The sequence below is a fragment of the Streptomyces sp. NPDC021100 genome (assembly GCF_044333095.1).
Taxonomy (GTDB): domain Bacteria; phylum Actinomycetota; class Actinomycetes; order Streptomycetales; family Streptomycetaceae; genus Streptomyces.
Genome location: NZ_JBIRQH010000004.1, coordinates 50430 through 67255, shown reverse-complemented (window position 1 = coordinate 67255; position 16826 = coordinate 50430). Strand labels below are relative to the sequence as shown.

Below are 16826 nucleotides of genomic sequence, written 5' to 3'. Positions count from 1 at the left end.
GGTGGCGGAGGCGCGGGACCGTCGCCGCCACCGGGTTCGAACGTCCCGGAAGCCGGGCAAACGTTTCTGCAGCAGCGGCGCGCAGCGCCTCAGCTCACCATGTCCGCGCACGTCGCCGGGGTGGCGTGGGCCGGGTCGAGGGCGTTGGCGACCTCCTTGAAGGCGACGCGGTCGATCATGCCGGTCGCGACGTGCTCGGAGAGGTCGATGGAGCACCGCTCCTGGAGGAGGATGTTGCGGACGTTCGGGCCGGAGAGGTACGAGGTCTGGTACGGGGTGACGACCTCGTCGTACTTGGTGGCGACGACCGTGTAGCGGACGCCGGGGACCGTGTCCGGGCGGGAGTTGAGCCGCTTGAGGAACTCCGAGCCGACGGCCTGGTCGGTGAGGCCGGGGGTGAGGCCGTGGATGGCCTGGCGGGCGCCCGGGACCTTGTCCATGAGCTTGGTGAGGCCCGAGAGGGTCGTGCCGTGGTTGGACGGGGCGAGCGCGGTCAGGGAGTTCACCTTGCCCGCGCCGTCCAGGAAGTTGAGGTAGTAGCGCGGCATCACGCCGCCGCCCTGGGAGTGGCCGACGAGGTCCACCTTCGCGGTGCCGGTGGCCGTGCGGACCTTGTCCACGTAGGCGGAGAGCTGGGCCGACGACTTCTCGACCGGGCCGAGGCCGTTGAAGAGCGGGACGCCGGGGAGCTGGCCGTAGTCCAGGGAGAAGACGCAGTAGCCCCGGTTCACCAGGTAGGGCGCGAGGAAGAGCCAGTTGTCCACCGAGTTGCCGAGGGTGCCGTGGATCAGGACGACGGGCCGGGGGTGGGCGGACGACGGTTTGCAGGAGAAGTCGTTCCAGCCACGGCTGACCGATCGTTCGCCGGCGGTGGCGGCCGGCGCCGCCGCGCCCGCGGCCAGGACCAGGGCCAGGGCGGGCAGCAGGGTGGCGAGGACCTGAAGGAGACGACGGAGACGGCGGACGCGGGGAAGTCTTCGGATTCCGGCCATGGGGGAACCTCGCAGGTGGGAGCGGGCGCACGGGGGCGACGCGACGGCCGACGGGGAGCCTCGCGCTGAAAGGGCATCAACTTACGTGCGAGTAGGTTGCGGGAAGGTCATGACTTCGTCAATGAGTTCGTCATCTCTTCGTTCGCACGAATCCGGCCAGTTACGTGGCAGTAACCGTGGGGTGGTACTCCGTGGTGCTCCGCGGCAGTCAGCGGTAAGCAGCGCGGCGCTCAGGCGACGTGCAGCGCCGCCGCCGGGCCCACCGCCGCCGGGCCGAAGCGGGCCCGCGCCCGGTCCACGGCCGCCTCCACCCGGCGCGCCTTGTCGTCGGCCGCGTCGAACGTCAGCTGCAACGGCGCCCCTTCGGCGTCGGCGAGCCCCTCGGCGCGCAGCGCCACCGCCCGGACCCGGGCACGCTGCAGGCCGAGCGCGCCGTGCAGCTCGTACGCCACGGCCGTCAACGCCGGGGTGTGGGCGGTCGGTTCGGGGAAGGTGCGGGTACGGGTGGTGGCGGAGCCGTCGGCGTACCGGACGGTGAGGGTGAGACCGCGGGCGACCTGGCCGTCCCCGCGCAGCCGGGCCCCGAGCCCGTCGGCGAGCGCGAGCAGGGCGCGACGGCGGCGCTCCGGGTCCAGTTCATCGGTGCCGAACCGGTGTTCCGCGCCCATCGAGCGGGCCCGCGCCTCCGGGGTCACCGGCGTGGGGTCGATGCCGTGCGCCCGCTCGTACAGCGTCCGCCCGGCCGCGGCGCCCAGGATGCGCTGGAGCGCGGGCAGCGGCGCGGCGGCGATCCGGCCGACGCTGTCGAGCCCGTACGCGCAGAGGGTACGGGCGGTGGCGGGGCCGACGCCGTGCAGCGCCGCGGCCGGCCTGCGGGCCAGGAAGGCGGCCACCTCGGCGTCGTCCGCCGGCAGCACGCGGACCGCGCCGGGCGGCGCGTCCTGGGCCGCCATCCGCGCCAGCATCGGGTTGGCGGCGACGCCGACCGCGCAGTCGACGCCGTACCGGGCGAGGGTCCGGACCCGCAGCAGGGCGGCGAGCCCGGCGGGGTCGCGGCCGAAGTACCGGGTCGCGCCCCGGACGTCGGCGAGCGCGGCGGCGGGCGGCAGCGCCTGCACGACGGGGGTGACCTCCGCGAGGAGGGCGAGGAGGCCGTCGTAGTCCTCCTCGTCGAGGGGGGTGTCCGCGGCCGCCGGGTGGAAGCGGACGTAGAGAACGGGGGTGGTGGGGAGCTCGGGCGCGTTCCCCGTCCCGCCCGGCGCGGCACCCCGGGTGTCCGCTCCCGGAGCGCCCGCCCCCGCGGCGTCCGCCCTCGGAGCATCCACGTCCGCGGCCCGCAGCCGTCGGATCCGGGCGTCGTCCGCCGGTCCGCCCGGCGCCGTCTCCGGCGAGCGGCGTCCCGGCGCCGCCTCCGGGCGATTCGGCACGGCCGTCAGGAGGCGCGCTTCCGGCGCGGGCCGCGAGGGACGACGACGGCTCGGCTCGGCGCTCGGAACACATCGGTCCGGCGTGGCTCCCCGGCCCCGCCCACCCGTCCCCACCGTCTCCGGCCCCGAGCGCGCATCCGGCCGCGGCCCCGCGCCCACGCACAGACCCACACCCGGACCCGGTCCCGAATCCGACTCCAGCTCCCTCTCCGAAACCGGACCCGGCTCCGGAACCGCCTCCGTCCCCGGAACCACCGTCAGCCTCCGCCCGACCCCGGCCCCAACCCCAGCTCCAGCCCCAGTCCCGCTCATCGCCCCGCACTCCCCTGACTCGCATGCCACAACTTCCGCCCGGTGGCGGCCCCTTCGCCCGCCGGCCGGAGGTCGGCCCACGGGTGCATCGCGTAGCCGGTGGGCATCTCGACGCGCCGCCGGGGAGCGGCCTCGGCAGGCTCCTCCGCCGGCCGGGCCAGCACGTCCGCCACCGCCTCCAGGCCGCCCTCCGCCCGGAGCGCGGCCAGCTCCGCCAGGTTCCAGGCCCGGACGCCGACGACGCTCAGGCTGCGCGGGCCGCGCCGCTGGACCGTGCCGCGGACCAGCAGCAGCCAGGAGTGGAAGACCGTATGGGCGCAGGCCGCGTGGGAGTCGTCGAAGAAGGCGCAGTCGACCAGGCCCGTGCCGTCGTCCAGGGTCGCGAAGACCACCCGCCGGCCGGACCGGATCGGCGGGGTCTGGGTGGCCGCCTTGGCGCCCGCGACCAGGACGGTCTCGCCGTGCCGCGCGTCGCGCAGCCGGCTCGCCGGGAGCGCTCCCAACTCCCGCAGAAAGGCACGGTGATCGGTCATCAGGTGGCGCGAGGTGTCCATCCCGAGCACGTTCAGCTCGGCGCCCAGCCGCTCCTTCGCGTCGAGGTCGGGCAGGCCGATCGGCTCGGTCCGCGCGTCGTCGACCAGGGTCGGCTGGGCGGCGGCGGGCCCCCGCTGGTGAGCCCCCCGTTGGTGGCGGTGGAGCTCGGCGAGGTGCAGGAGCAGGTCGCGGCGGTTGGCGCCGAACGCGTCCAACGCGCCGACGCGCGCCAGCCGTTCGGCGACGGGCAGGCCGGGCCGGGCCCGTCGCCACAGGTCCGGGAGGGAGGTGTACGGGCGGCCGGCGACGATCCGTCCGGTCTCGGCCTCGCTGATGCCGTGCACCTCGGAGAGGGCGAGCCGGATCCCGAACCGCCTCTCAGACACCAGTTCGATCCGATAGGCGGCGTCCGAACGGTTCACGTCCAGCGGCAGCACCGGCACCCCGTGCCGCCGCGCGTCCGCCAGCAGCAGCCGCTTCGGGTACATCCCCGGGTCGTGGGTGAGCAGCCCGGCGTAGAAGGCGGCCGGGTGGTGCGCCTTGAGCCAGGCCGACTGGTAGGTGGGCACGGCGAAGGCGACCGCGTGCGCCTTGCAGAAGCCGTACGAGCCGAACGCCTCGACGATCTCCCAGGTGCGGCGGACGACGTCGGCGGAGTAGCCGCGCTCCGCCGCCCGCTCCGCGAACCAGGCGCGCACCCGGCCGAGCAGCCCGGGCTCGGAGAGCGCGCGCCGGGTCTCGTCCGCGTACCCCCGGTCGCAACCGGTCATGACCCGAAGGATCTCGATCACCTGCTCATGGAAGACGACCACGCCATGGGTCTCGCGCAGCACCTCCGCCAGGTCCGGATGCGGGTAGCGGGCGGGCGCGCGGCCGTGCCGGGCCTCGATGAAGGGACGCACCATGTCGGCGGCGACCGGCCCGGGCCGGAACAGCGAGATGTCGACGACGAGGTCGTGGAAGGTCTCCGGCTGGAGCCGGCCGATCAGGTCGCGCTGCCCCGGCGACTCGATCTGGAAGCAGCCGAGCGTCTCCGCGGAGCGGATCAGCGCGTACGTGCGCGGGTCCCCGGGCCGTACCTGCGCCGGGTCGTCGAGGTCGATACGGCGGCCGGTGGCCCGTTCGACCTCGTCCACCGCGTGCGCCATCGCGGACTGCATCCGCACGCCCAGCACGTCGAGTTTGAGCAGGCCCAGCTCCTCCACGTCGTCCTTGTCGAACTGGGACATCGGGAAGCCCTCGCCGCTCGTCGGCACGACGGGGGTGCGGGCGCGCAGGGTCGCGTCCGAGAGCAGGACGCCGCACGGGTGCATGGCGACGCCGCGCGGCAGCGCGTCCAGCGCCTCGGTCAGCTCCCACAGCCGCCCGTACCGCTCCGGCCGGATGCCGCGCAGCTCGGGCAGCTCGGCGAGGGCGGCCCGCGCGTCGCGCGCCCGGATGTGCGGGAACGCCTTGGCGAGCCGGTCCACCTCGGCCGGGTCCATGCCGAGGGCGGCCCCCACGTCGCGGAGGGCGTGCCGGACCCGGTAGGTCTCGGGCATGGCGACGGTCGCGACCCGCTCCGGGCCGAACCGGTCGAAGATCGCGCGGTAGACGTCCAGCCGGCGCGCGGACTCGACGTCGATGTCGATGTCGGGCAGCGCGGCCCGGCGGACGGAGAGGAACCGCTCCATCAGCAGGCCGTGTTCGACCGGGTCGGCGCCGGCGATGCCCAGCAGGTGGTTGACCAGCGAGCCGGCGCCGGAGCCGCGGGCGGCGACCCGGACGCCGAGCCCGCGGGCGTCGTCCACGACCCGGGCGACGGTGAGGAAGTACGAGGCGAAGCCGCGCTGCCCGATGACGTCCAGCTCGTCGTCCAGCCGGTCCCGGTAGACGCGGCCGCGGGGGCCCCTGTCGTAGCCGCGCAGCACCAGCCCGGCCGTGCAGCGGGAGCGCAGCACCCGGTCGGCGGTGCGCCGGTCCGCGCCGACCAGGCGCGGCTCGGGGAAGTGGACGGAGCCCAGGCCGATGTCGTCCTCGGGGTCGACGCGGCAGGCGGCGGCGGTCTCGGCGGTGACGGCGAGCAGCCGGTGGGCGGCGTCGCGCCGCAGCCCGGCGGCCTCCGCGATCCGTTCGGCGGCGGCGGCCATGGCGCCGGGGTCCTTGAGCCAGCGCTCGCCGCCGTCCAGCGCCTCGGGCCGGCGGAAGTCGACGGGCACCAGGCGGCGGGCCGCGTCGAGGACGTCGGCGACGGGCCCCTGGCCGGGGTCGGCGTAGCGCGCGGCGTTGGTGAGGACGGCCGGGACGCCCTGCTCGGCGGCGAGGCCGAGGGTACGGGCGGCGAGCCGCAGCGAGCCGGGTCCCGTGCCGGTACGGCCGTGCCAGACGACCTCCAGGCGGAGTGCGCGACCGAACGTTTCACGCCATGGCGCGAGCAGCCGGGCGGCCCGGTCGGGACGGCCGGCGGCGAGCGCGCGGCCGACCTCGGAGTCCGGGCCGAGCAGCACGAACACCGGCGGGCGCGGCCCGGCCGCGGCGGCCGCGGCCTCCGCCCAGGGCAGTTCGGGCCGCTCGGCGGGGCCGGTGCGCCCGGCGTGGGCGGCGGTGACCAGGCCGCACAGCGCGGCCCAGCCGAGCACGCCGTCACGGGCCAGGAAGACGGCGCGGGGCGCGGACTCGTCGACGAACGCCCCGCCGCGCACGGGGGTACGGCGGCGGACGGTCTCCCCCGGCTCGGGTTCCGGGCCGCGGACGGCCAGGTCCACGCCGAACAGCGGGCGCACCCCGGCGGCGGCGGTGGCCCGGGCGAACCGGACGGCACCGGCGAGGGTGTCGCGGTCGGTGAGGGCCAGCGCGTCCATGCCCCGCTCGGCGGCCCGCTCGGCCAGCCGCTCGGGGTGCGAGGCGCCGTACCGCGCCGAGAAGCCGGAGGCGGTGTGCAGGTGGGTGAACGAGAGGACGGCCCTCCGGGCGCGCGGGGCCCCGCCCCGGGCGGCCGGGCGGCGGGCCGGGGAAGAAGCGGAAGCCGTGGAGGACCCCGGGAACACCGGGGACGCCTGCGACGACCCCGGACGCGTCGGTTCCGACGGGAACGCCGAACGAGCACCCATCGCACCTCCCGCCGTTCAAAGCCCGTCATGACCCCCTGGCCGATTTCCGTCCCTCTCCCTCCACCATAAACCACGACATCGAACATTCATGCGAACACGCGAACGAACACCCCACCCCTCACATCCCTGGCGCTCCCCGCTCCCCCGATCGGCCCGCTCCGCCTGCGCCGCCCCTCCCCGTCCCCCACGCTCGGGACATGAGCTCTTTCGTCCGGGAGGTGCGCGACGCGGTCACCGGCCGGGCCGCCCTCCTGGTGACCGGCGTCCTCGTCCTCCAGCTCGCGTTCATCGCCTCCTATGTGGGGGCCTTCCACCACCCGGAGCCGCGGGACATCCGGCTGGGCGTGGTGGCGCCCCGGCAGGCGGCCGGTTCGCTGGCCGACCGGCTGGGGCGGCTGCCGGGCGATCCGCTGGAGCCGGAGGTCAAGACCGACCGGGCGGCGGCCGAACGGGGGCTGCGGGAGCGCGACCTGGACGCGGCGCTGGTGGTCGACCCGCGCGGCACCAAGGACACCCTGCTCGTGGCGAGCGGCGCGGGCGCCTCGCTCGCCCAGGCCGCCGAGGCGGTCGTCACCCGGGCCGAGGCGGCCGAGCACCGGACGGTGAGGGTCGTCGACACCGCCCCCGCCGCGGCCGGCGACTCCCGCGGGCTGACCTCGTTCTACCTCGTGGTGGGCTGGTGCGTGGGCGGGTACCTGTGCGCCGCGATCCTCGCGATCAGCGCGGGCGCCCGGCCCGCCAACCGTCATCGCGCCGTCATCCGGCTGGCCGCGCTCGCGGTCTACGCGGCCGTCTCCGGGCTGCTCGGCGCGGTGGTCACCGGGCCGGTCCTGGACGCGCTGCCGGCCGGCGTCGCCCCGTTGTGGGGGCTGGGGGCGCTGGTGGTGTTCGCCGTGGGCGCCCTCACCCTGGCCCTGCAGAGCCTGGCGGGCGTCGTCGGCATCGGGCTGGCGATCGCGATCGTCGTCGTCCTCGGCAACCCGAGCGCGGGCGGCGCCTACCCCTATCCTCTGCTGCCGCCCTTCTGGCGGGCGATCGGCCCGGCCCTCCCGCCCGGCGCCGGCACCTGGTCGGCCCGCTCCCTCGCCTACTTCGACGGCAACGCCCTGACCTGCCCCCTTCTGGTGCTCTCCGCCTGGGCGGCGGCCGGGGCCGCGGTCACCTGGGTGGGCGCGATCATCCGTGAACGGAAGAAGACCACCGCCGAACGGAACGGGGGCTTCGGCGAACAGGAATCGACCGCCAGGTGACCTGAACAGCCATACCAGACGGTCGGGATGGCACCTCTTCGGTCATTACCGAGTCATCCGCGAGGCGTCCGGAATCCCTCCCCCGCCCCGGGTGGCCCTCTTTTCGGCCGGACCCTCCCCGGAGCCGAACCCTCCGCCCCGAACTCTGGAATCATTGAATCGACGCCCTGTCAATCCTTAGTTTCCAAGGGGGAGTTAAAGTCCGATCAACAATGGCAAGGGATTAACGCAGGTCAATACTCCTGAAACATTAAATCCCCCCATTCCCAGCAGACCGGACACCCCGCGATACCCCGATCGCATGCGGCGCCCCTCCCGCCTCTCGACGAACAGCGGAAACGCGCCACTACGCAACGCTTTCAACCAGCGACTGAAAGCGATCGATCCATGTGCGTTCACTCTGCGCTTGGGCCAAACTTCCGAGCGTTATCGGAACCCACGAACAAGGGAGTGTTCGGAATGCGGTACATCACTGGGGGGATCGCCCTGGGGTCAGCGTTGATCCTGGGCAGCCTGGTGGGGGCCGGGGCCACCGCTAGCGCGACGCCCGCGCCCGCACCCGCCGCCCAGCAGAGCCTGTACGCACCCTCGGCACTGGTGCTCACCGTCGGCCAGGGCGACAAGGCGGCCTCCGCCGGCGTCCAGCGTGCGGTGACCCTCACCTGCATGCCCAAGCCGAGCGGTACCCACCCGAACGCCCGTGGGGCCTGCGACCAACTGCGCACCGCGAACGGCAACTTCGAGGAGATCACCAAGGTCAAGTCCGGCACGGCCTGCACCAAGGAGTGGAACCCGTTCGTCGTGACGGCGGAGGGCGTCTGGGAAGGCCAGCGCGTCAAGTACGAGCACACCTTCGCCAACCCGTGCGAGATGAAGTCGGGCAAGGGCACCGTCTTCGAGTTCTGACGCCGGCCGGGCCGTGAGCCCGCAGGCCCCGCGCGTGAGGCGGCCCCCGGACACCGTGGAGGTGTGTCCGGGGGCCGCCGCCCATGGCCGGCCGGAGCGGGTGACACCCGCGTCCGTCCCGGGGGTTCGGCCGATGCGCGCGCCCGGCGCCCACGACATCGGGGGCGCCCGGGGGCATACGAAGACAACAGCCGGTAGGAGGTCCTCCCGCCCGGAGGGGCGGAAGTCGCGTCCATGCCAAGTTCGTGCGTCCGAGTGTCTCCACCCGGAGTGGGGGAGCACAAGGGCGACTTCCGGTCGCGTGCATGCCCATGCGCGCACCCCCGCCCCGGCGGCCGAGGGGACGACCCCGGGGGCCTGGGAGTCAGGGGGACCTGGGAACCTAGGGGGCCAGGGGACCTGAGGGGTCTGAGAGGCGTGCGGGGCCTGGGGGCTCAGCCGTCACCGAGCCCGCCGGTCTCCCGCCTCGCCGCGGGCCCGCCGTCGCCCGACTCCGTTGCGTCCGGGCCCGGTTCACCGGTGGCCGATTCCCCGGTGTCCTCCGGGGGCCGTTCCCGGGCCACCCGTTTCCCGCCCGGCCGCCCCTTCGGATCCCAGTCCTCGACCGTCCACCGCTCCGGCGTCCGCCCCTCGACGGCCCGCCCTCCGAGGGCCTGCTCCACGGCGGTCCGTTCCTCCCCCGTCCGTCCCTCCACAGCCCGCTCCGCCGACGCCCGTTCCTCCACCGCCCGCTCCCCGGCGTCCGGTCCGTCCACCCGCCGCGCCTCGTCCGGTCCCCGCGCCCCGGGCTCCCGTTCGCCTGTCGGCACCCCCGCCCCCGCCCGTTCCAGGAACCGCAGCAGCTCCACGGGGAACGGCAGCACCAGCGTCGAGTTCTTCTCCGCCGCCACCGCCACGATGGTCTGGAGCAGGCGCAGTTGGAGGGCCGACGGCTGTTCGGACATCGTCGCGGCGGCCTCCGCCAGCTTCTTCGACGCCAGCAGCTCCGCGTCGGCGTTGATCACCCGCGCCCGGCGCTCCCGTTCCGCCTCCGCCTGCCGCGACATCGAGCGCTTCATCGTCTCGGGCAGCGAGACGTCCTTGATCTCCACCCGGTCGATCTGCACGCCCCACCCGATGGCCGGGCTGTCGAGCATCAGCTCCAGGCCCTGGTTGAGCTTCTCCCGGTTGGACAGCAGATCGTCCAGGTCGCTCTTGCCGATGATCGAACGCAGCGAGGTCTGGGCCATCTGCGAGACCGCGAAGCGGTAGTCCTCGACCTGGATGACGGCCTCGGCCGCGTTGACGACCTTGAAGTAGACGACCGCGTCGACCCGGACGGTGACGTTGTCGCGGGTGATGCCCTCCTGAGCGGGCACGGGCATGGTGACGATCTGCATGTTCACCTTGCGGAGCCGGTCCACGCCCGGAATGATCAAGGTGAAGCCCGGTGGCCGGACCTCACTGCGCAGCCGGCCCAGGCGCAGCACCACACCGCGTTCGTACTGCTTGACCACCCGGGCCGCCGCCATCAGGTACACGGCTCCGGCGGACGCCGCGGCCACGACCGCCACCACGAGGTCTTCGACCATCACGGCCCCCTGTGTCCCACGACAGGTGATATGTCCACGGTATGCCCCGCCGGACCCGGGGTCGAGCCCTGGGAGGGCACGCGTGGAAGCGGGCGTCCGGGCTCAGAAGAGGCGGACGCCATAGGCGTCGAGCGCCTCGACGACGGGCTGGTAGAAGGTCGTCCCGCCCTTGAGGCAGTCGCCGCTGCCGCCGGAGGCCAGGCCCAGCGCGGTGGACCCGGAGAAGAGGGCACCCCCGCTGTCGCCGGGCTCCGCGCAGGCGTCCGTCTTGATCAGGCCCCGGACGATCTGCCCGTTGCCGTAGTTGACCGTGGCGTTCAGCCCGGTGACCCGCCCGTCGCGCACCCCGGTGGTGGAGCCGCTGCGGCGGACGCTCTGTCCGACGCGGGGCGTGGCGGCGGAGGTGATCCGCTGGGAGCGGCCGTCGTAGAGGTCGACGGCGGACGGGTGGGGCAGCGAGCCGTTGGCGTAGCGCACGAGGCCGTGGTCGGCCCCGGGGTACGTACTGGCGGCGGTGGGACCGACGGACATGCGGTGCCCGGGGTCGGCGTAGTACGCGGGCTTGCCCTGGGTGCAGTGGCCCGCGGTGAGGAAGTAGTACGTGCTGCCCTTGCGGACGTTGAAGCCGGCCGAGCAGCGCCAGTCGCCGGCGTGCACCGCGTCGCCGCCGGCGATCAGCGGCCGGAAGACCCCGGGGGCGCGTTCGACGCGTATCGCGTCGGTGTCGGGCCCGGCCGCCCGTCTGATCCGGGCGACGCCCTCGGCCGGGACGGTCGCGTCGGCGGTGACGACGACCTCGTGGGTCCGCTCGTCGACCGCCCAGGCGGTGCCCGGCACGTCGGCCTCCCCGACCGCGGTGCTCACCGCGGCGAGCCGGGCGGCGGAAGGCACGTCCGGAGCGCCGGGGGCCGCCCCGGCCGGGGCGACGGCGAAGGCGGAGACGGCGAGCAGCGCGGCGACGAGGGCGGCGGCTCTTCTGGCGGACGGGGTGACGAGGGCGGCGGGGACGGTGGTGCGGGCGGTGCGCTGGTTCCTCACGCTGCTGTCCTCACGCTGGTGGCTGCACGCCGGTGACTGCATGCTCAGCTCTCCACACTCAGCTCTGCACGCTCAGGGTCTCCACACTCAGCTCTGCACGCTCAGGTCTTCACACTCAGGACTTCACGCTGATGTCTTCGCACTGACGTCTTCGCGCCGACGCCTTCAGACTGCCGACGCGTTGAGGCCGCCGACGCCTTGAGCCTGATGTGTTCACGTCGGCGCCTCCCGGAGGAGCGGGGCCACACACGACACGGCACGGCGCGTTCCGTTCCCGCGCCGCGCCCCTGACAAGCACTGATGAGGGAGTATTCGACCGGGCGGCCCCGGGCGCAAGGGTCGAACCGGTCGTTCCGGGCACTTCCCCGCCGGACGGACACCCCATCCGTCCCCACCACCCCGTACGCCCCTCGCCGAACAGGCAACGCCCGGCACGGCCGAAGGCGCCACGCCCCGGGCGAAGCCCAAGTCTCCACAGAAACGCCGCCGTCACACCCTCAGCAGTCGCACCCGCAGCCGTCACACCCACAACCGTCCCCACAGGAACAACAGTTGCCGCAGCAGTCGCAGCAATCACCGCAATCGCTACAGTCATCGCAGTCGCACTTGTGGCACCACCCCTCACGCGGCTCCCCGTTCCACGCATCGTGGTACGGATCCCGGCAGCACACCTGGCAGGTGCAGAAGAGCCCGGCCCACACCGCGCATCCGGCCAGTAGCCCGCGCCGCCGGCCGCGCCGCGGGGGCTCCGGCGGCGCGGGCGGCGGCGGCATGACGGGCGGCGGCCCGAACGCGGCCCGTACTCCCGCCTCGTCACCCCCGCCCTGAGCCACTGCCCGCCCATGCCCCTGCTCGTGCCCGTGGTGTCCGCACCCCTCCGTGGCGAACGCCCGGTCGACGGCGCGCGGGAGTTCGTGGACGAGCAGCAGGTGCGCGAGCCGCCCCTGGGCCTTGCTCGCGAACGTGACGTCGGCGAGCGCGAGCCGCACCCCGTGCACCGCGTCGTCGCACAGCCGCCGGACGTCCGCGAGGCCGGCACCGGTCGCGGCTATCGGGTTCCAGGCGCCCGACTCCGCGTCGGCCTCCAGGTCCTCGACCGCGTCCAGCAGGTGCGCGAGCCGTCCGAAGAGGCGGCCCGCCTCCTCCAGCGGCTCCCGGTTCTCCGGCCGTCCGGCCAGTACGGCGGTGTGCCCGAAGGCGGCGGCGGTGGCGGTCTCGGTCGGTTCGGTGAGCGAGACCAGCGGGGTGCCGGGCCCGGCCAGGGCCTCAAGGCCGGTCTGCCGCTCGACCGCGTCGACCAGCAGCGCGGTGTCGAAGCCCAGGTCGGAGCCGGTGCGGGCGCCCGCGCGGTCCCAGGAGGCGGCGACCCGGCGGGCCGCCGCGGCCACCGGGCGGCGGGCCATCGCTCCGTCCCCGTCGGCGGCGTGGTCACGCAGCTTCGCGGAGGCGAGGACGAGGGAGACGGACGCGGCCAGCCGCGCGCCCTCGCCGGTGGCGACCGACGCACCGCGCATCCCGCGCAACGGGCAGGGCCCGGCCTTCCGTCGCCACCCCGCCGTCTCCCCGGCCCGGCGCGGGGATTGCGCCTCGACCAGGACGGATATCACCAATCCGTCATAGTTCGTAGCTATTCGGGCGAACTGCCCGTGATCTCCCCTCAAAGCCAGGCAGAGACCGCACAGATGAGCCATCCACTCCGTCCGCATGGCCTCCGAGAGCCGATGCCGACACGGCCTGATGATTCCGAACAATGACGCCCCCGTGTTGGTGCCGAGCAACTGGCGCATCCTAGCCATAGGCTCGGTACCGGCCGGTCACGGCCGAGCGGGGGGCTCGCTTCGGAGGCTTCGGGGTTTCTGACGCACCGCCACCTGCTTTGCACCAGATGCGTCACGAAATCCTCGCTTGGCCCCTATCCACTTGGCACACCATCCGCATCATGGACGACCATAGAGGGGCGGGCGGAACACACCGCGTGTGAGAGGAGGCGTCCATGGGTTCGGTGCGTAAGGCGAGTGCCTGGCTTGGCCTCGTCGACGACAGCGATGACGAGCGCTACTACGACGACGAGTACGCCGAGGGGCCCGAGCCCGGTGACTCCTGGGTGACCAGCCCGAGAGTCCGCGTCGCCGACGAGGCGGCCCAGGAACAGGGCACCCGGATCGCCACGGTGACCCCCGACGGCTTCCGCGACGCCCGCGGCATCGGCGAGCTGTTCCGCGAGGGCGTCCCGGTGATCGTCAACCTCACCGCGATGGAACCGAGCGACGCCAAGCGGGTCGTGGACTTCGCGGCAGGTCTGACCTTCGGCCTCCGCGGCTCCATCGAGCGGGTCGCCAACCGGGTCTTCCTGCTCACCCCCGCCGACTACAAGGTGGTCAACGGGGAGCCGGTGGGCCGGGTGAACGGGGGCTTCTTCAACCAGAGCTGACCCTTCCGGCCGGCCCGCGCACAGCGACAGGCCCGGCCGACGCGGCGCCACAGGCCGCGTGTCCTCACGCGTCGGACGAGCACCCCTCCGGCGCCTGAGGACGAGCCCGGGGCCCCCGGCCCCCGACGGAACGCGTCTCAGCGGAACGCGTCGATCCCCGTCAACGCCTTCCCCAGCACCAGCTGGTGCATCTCCACCGTCCCCTCGTAGGTGAGCACCGACTCCAGGTTCGTCGCGTGCCGCATCACCGGGTACTCCAGCGAGATCCCGTTGGCCCCGAGGATCGTCCGGGCGGTACGGCAGATCTCGATCGCCTCCCGCACGTTGTTCAGCTTCCCGAAGCTCACCTGCTCCGGCCGCAGCCGTCCCGCGTCCATCCGCAGCCCCAGGTGGTGGGCGAGCAGGATCCCCTTGTGCAGTTCCACCGCCATGTCGGCCAGCTTGGCCTGGGTGAGCTGGAAGCCGCCGATCGGCCGGCCGAACTGCTCCCGGGTCCGCGCGTAGTCCAGCGCCGCCTCGAAACTCGCCCGGGCCGCGCCCATCGCGCCCCAGACGATGCCGTAGCGGGCGTGGCTCAGACAGCTCAGCGGCCCGCGCAGGCCGACGGCCTCCGGGAGGACGGCGTCGGCGGGCAGCCGCACCCCGTCCAGGACGAGCTCGCTGGTGACCGAGGCGCGCAGCGACCACTTGTGCTTGATCTCGGGGGCCGAGAAACCGGGGCGGTCGGTGGGGACGACGAAGCCGCGGACGCCCTCGTCGGTCCGCGCCCAGACGACGGCGACGCCGGCCACCGAGCCGTTGGTGATCCACATCTTGCGGCCGGTGAGCACCCAGTCGCCGCCGGCCTCGCGCTTGGCGTGGGTGCGCATGCCGGCGGGGTCGGAGCCGTGGTCGGGCTCGGTGAGCGCGAAGCAGCCGATCGTCTCGCCCGCGGCCATCGGCGGCAGCCAGCGCCGCTTCTGCTCCTCGGAGCCGAAGCGGTGGATGGCGTACATCGCCAGCGAGCCCTGCACGGAGACCAGGGAGCGCACACCGGAGTCGGCCGCCTCCAGCTCCAGGCAGGCCAGCCCGTACTGCACGGCGCTCGCGCCGGCGCAGCCGTAGCCGGTGAGCGACATCCCGAGCGCCCCCAGGGAGCCCAGCTCGCGGGCGAGCTCGCGGATCCCGGGCAGTTCGCCGCGCTCGTACCACTCGGCGATGTGCGGCAGGACGCGGTCGGCCGCCCACTGCCGCATGGTGGCGCGGACGGCGCGGTCCTCGTCGGTCAGCAGGTCGTCGATGCCGAGCGGGTCGTAGGGGTCGAACGCGGCGGGCTTCGACGGCATGACGGGCTTGACGGGCCCGGCGGGCGTCACGGGCTGGTCGGCCTCGACGGGCTGGTCGGGCATGGCGGGCATGGCTCCCTCCACCTGGGTGCGGTCCTGCGGCTCGCTCAGACGCTACGGGCCGGTAACCGCCCCGTCCAGAGCGAGCCCCTGTGACCTCCGCGGACGACCGGCCGGGCACGCCACCCGGCGTCCGAGGCCGGCCTCCGGCGACCGGCGACGACCGGCGTCGCCCACCCGCCGTCGCCTACCCCGCGCCCTGCTCCCCGTCCGCCGACCGCGGCAGCCGCAGCGCCGCCACCGCTCCCGCCAGCAGGATCACCGCGCTGACCCCCAGCGTCATGTGCAGCCCGTGCACGAACGCGTTCCGCGCCGCCGTCCGCAGCGCGGCGCCCGGCGGGCCGCCGAGCCGGTCGGCCACCCGGTACGCCTCGCCGAGCGAGTGGCCCGCCGCCGCGCCCGCCGCGCTGGGCACGCCGGGGACGCCGGTCACTCCAGGCGCGTAGACCGCGTTCATCACACTGCCGAGCAGGGCGATGCCCATGCCCGCGCCGAGCTGGTACGAGGTCTCGCCGATCGCCGCGGCGCCGCCGGCCGCACCGGCCGGGGCCTCGCCGAGCATCGACTCGTACGCCCCGAACAGCGTGGTCTCCAGGCCCAGGCCGAGGGCGACGAAGCAGCAGACGAGGAAGAGGGGCCGGTCCTCGCGGCCCATCGCGGTGAGGGCCAGGACCGCGACCGCCGTGAGCACGAAGCCGCCGGCGACCATGGCGCGCGGCCCGAAGCGGTGCAGCACGCGGGAGCCGGCCAGGCCGGCGGCCATCGCGGCGAGGGTCAGCGGCAGCAGCCGCAGCCCGGTCTGCAGGGGGGTGAGGCCGAGGACGAGCTGGAGGTACTGGGCGGCGACCAGCTCCAGGCCGACCAGCGCCAGCATGGCCAGCACGATGCAGCCCACGGACACCCCGAAGGCGGGCCGGGCGAACAGGTCCAGGTCCACCAGGGGGTGCTCGCGCCGCCGCTGCCGGCGGACGAAGAGGATGAGCAGCGCCACGCCCAGGGCGGCGGGCACCAGGGTGAGCAGGGACAGCGGCTCGGCGCCACCGATCCGCTTCATCCCGAGGACCACGCCGAACAGCCCGAACGCGGCCATCAGCGCGCCGAGCACGTCCCACGGCCCGTTCCCGTCGCCCGTCGACTCGGGCAGCAGCCGGCGGCCGACCGGGAGGCTGACGGCCATCAGCGGCAGGTTGATGAGGAAGACCGAGCCCCACCAGAAGTGTTCGAGCAGGAACCCGCCCAGCAGCGGGCCGGTGGCCGCGCCGACGGCGGCCACCCCGGTCCAGACGCCGATGGCCAGCGCCCGCTCCCGCCGGTCGGGGAAGACCTGCCGCAGGATGGACAGCGTCGCCGGCATGATCATCGCCCCGCCGACGCCGAGCAGCGCCCGTGCGGCGATCAGCACCTCCGGCCGGCTCGCGCAGGCGGCGAGCAGCGAGGCGCAGCCGAACAGCCCGTAGCCGAGCAGCAGCACCCGCCGCCGGCCGACCCGGTCGCCGAGCGTGCCGAAGAGGATCAGCAGCGAGGCGCAGACCAGCGGGTAGACGTCGACGATCCAGAGCAGCTGGATCGGGCCGGGGCGCAGGTCCTCCGAGACGGCCGGGACGGCGACGTGCAGCACGGTGGCGTCCACGGCGACCAGGAGCAGGCTGGCGCAGAGGACGACGAGCACGGCCCAGCGGTTGGCGCCGGCCCCGGGGCCGGTGCTGCCGGTGCGCTGCCGCTGCCGGGGAACACCGGCGGTCCACCGGGGGCGGGCCGTCGCCGTTCCGGACATTCACCCACCTCCGTATCGGGCCCCGGCGCTCGTGCGCGGGCCCGAGGGGGGACGGTGGGCCGCGGTGCCGGGGGACGAGTGAGACGACAGCGTACGCGAGTCCCGGCAGGTCACCGG

Annotated in this window: 11 protein-coding genes; 3 read left to right on the top strand and 8 right to left on the bottom strand. The window is 74.4% G+C overall.

The window, feature by feature from the left end:
• Window positions 1-89: 89 nt before the first annotated feature.
• The 3 genes from ACH4PU_RS09730 to ACH4PU_RS09720 all read right to left on the bottom strand — a co-directional run bounded on the left by ACH4PU_RS09730 (window position 90) and on the right by ACH4PU_RS09720 (window position 6354).
• Window positions 90-992, bottom strand: coding sequence for an esterase/lipase family protein (locus ACH4PU_RS09730; protein WP_398268658.1), 903 nt, complete (start codon window positions 990-992; stop codon window positions 90-92).
• Between the two features lie 230 nt (window positions 993-1222).
• Window positions 1223-2419 (bottom strand): hypothetical protein, encoded by a 1197-nt coding sequence (locus tag ACH4PU_RS09725; protein WP_398268656.1) that lies wholly within the window; start codon window positions 2417-2419, stop codon window positions 1223-1225.
• Between the two features lie 308 nt (window positions 2420-2727).
• A complete protein-coding gene (locus tag ACH4PU_RS09720; RefSeq protein WP_398268653.1) occupies window positions 2728-6354 on the bottom strand; it encodes a DNA polymerase III subunit alpha in 3627 nt (1208 codons plus the stop codon).
• Window positions 6355-6551: 197 nt separating this feature from the next.
• Between ACH4PU_RS09720 and ACH4PU_RS09715 the strand changes: the two genes are divergently transcribed.
• Together ACH4PU_RS09715 and ACH4PU_RS09710 are read left to right on the top strand one after the other, a co-directional pair.
• Window positions 6552-7604, top strand: coding sequence for a DUF3533 domain-containing protein (locus ACH4PU_RS09715; RefSeq protein WP_398268650.1), 1053 nt, complete (start codon window positions 6552-6554; stop codon window positions 7602-7604).
• A gap of 459 nt (window positions 7605-8063) precedes the next feature.
• On the top strand, window positions 8064-8510 hold the full coding sequence (locus ACH4PU_RS09710) for a subtilase-type protease inhibitor (RefSeq protein ID WP_398268647.1): 447 nt from the start codon (window positions 8064-8066) through the stop codon (window positions 8508-8510).
• Window positions 8511-8944: 434 nt separating this feature from the next.
• Here the strand turns inward: ACH4PU_RS09710 and ACH4PU_RS09705 are convergent, their stop codons facing one another.
• The 3 genes from ACH4PU_RS09705 to ACH4PU_RS09695 all read right to left on the bottom strand — a co-directional run bounded on the left by ACH4PU_RS09705 (window position 8945) and on the right by ACH4PU_RS09695 (window position 12870).
• Window positions 8945-10081 (bottom strand): SPFH domain-containing protein, encoded by a 1137-nt coding sequence (locus tag ACH4PU_RS09705; protein ID WP_398268644.1) that lies wholly within the window; start codon window positions 10079-10081, stop codon window positions 8945-8947.
• 102 nt (window positions 10082-10183) lie between these two features.
• Window positions 10184-11119, bottom strand: a complete 936-nt coding sequence (locus tag ACH4PU_RS09700) for a S1 family peptidase (RefSeq protein ID WP_398268641.1) — start codon at window positions 11117-11119, stop codon at window positions 10184-10186.
• A 497-nt stretch (window positions 11120-11616) separates the two neighbouring features.
• The gene (locus ACH4PU_RS09695; RefSeq protein ID WP_398269873.1) at window positions 11617-12870 is read right to left on the bottom strand and encodes a DUF5685 family protein; all 1254 of its coding nucleotides are present in this window, start codon (window positions 12868-12870) and stop codon (window positions 11617-11619) included.
• A gap of 242 nt (window positions 12871-13112) precedes the next feature.
• Between ACH4PU_RS09695 and ACH4PU_RS09690 the strand changes: the two genes are divergently transcribed.
• Complete coding sequence (locus ACH4PU_RS09690; RefSeq protein ID WP_004949241.1) at window positions 13113-13550, top strand: cell division protein SepF; 438 nt, start codon at window positions 13113-13115, stop codon at window positions 13548-13550.
• Window positions 13551-13687: 137 nt separating this feature from the next.
• Here the strand turns inward: ACH4PU_RS09690 and ACH4PU_RS09685 are convergent, their stop codons facing one another.
• Both ACH4PU_RS09685 and ACH4PU_RS09680 read right to left on the bottom strand, forming a co-directional pair.
• Window positions 13688-14875 carry an acyl-CoA dehydrogenase family protein gene (locus ACH4PU_RS09685; protein WP_398269871.1) on the bottom strand — a complete coding sequence of 396 codons (1188 nt, stop codon included), beginning with the start codon at window positions 14873-14875 and terminating at the stop codon, window positions 13688-13690.
• 247 nt (window positions 14876-15122) lie between these two features.
• Complete coding sequence (locus tag ACH4PU_RS09680) at window positions 15123-16709, bottom strand: MFS transporter (RefSeq protein WP_398268637.1); 1587 nt, start codon at window positions 16707-16709, stop codon at window positions 15123-15125.
• Window positions 16710-16826: the final 117 nt, after the last annotated feature.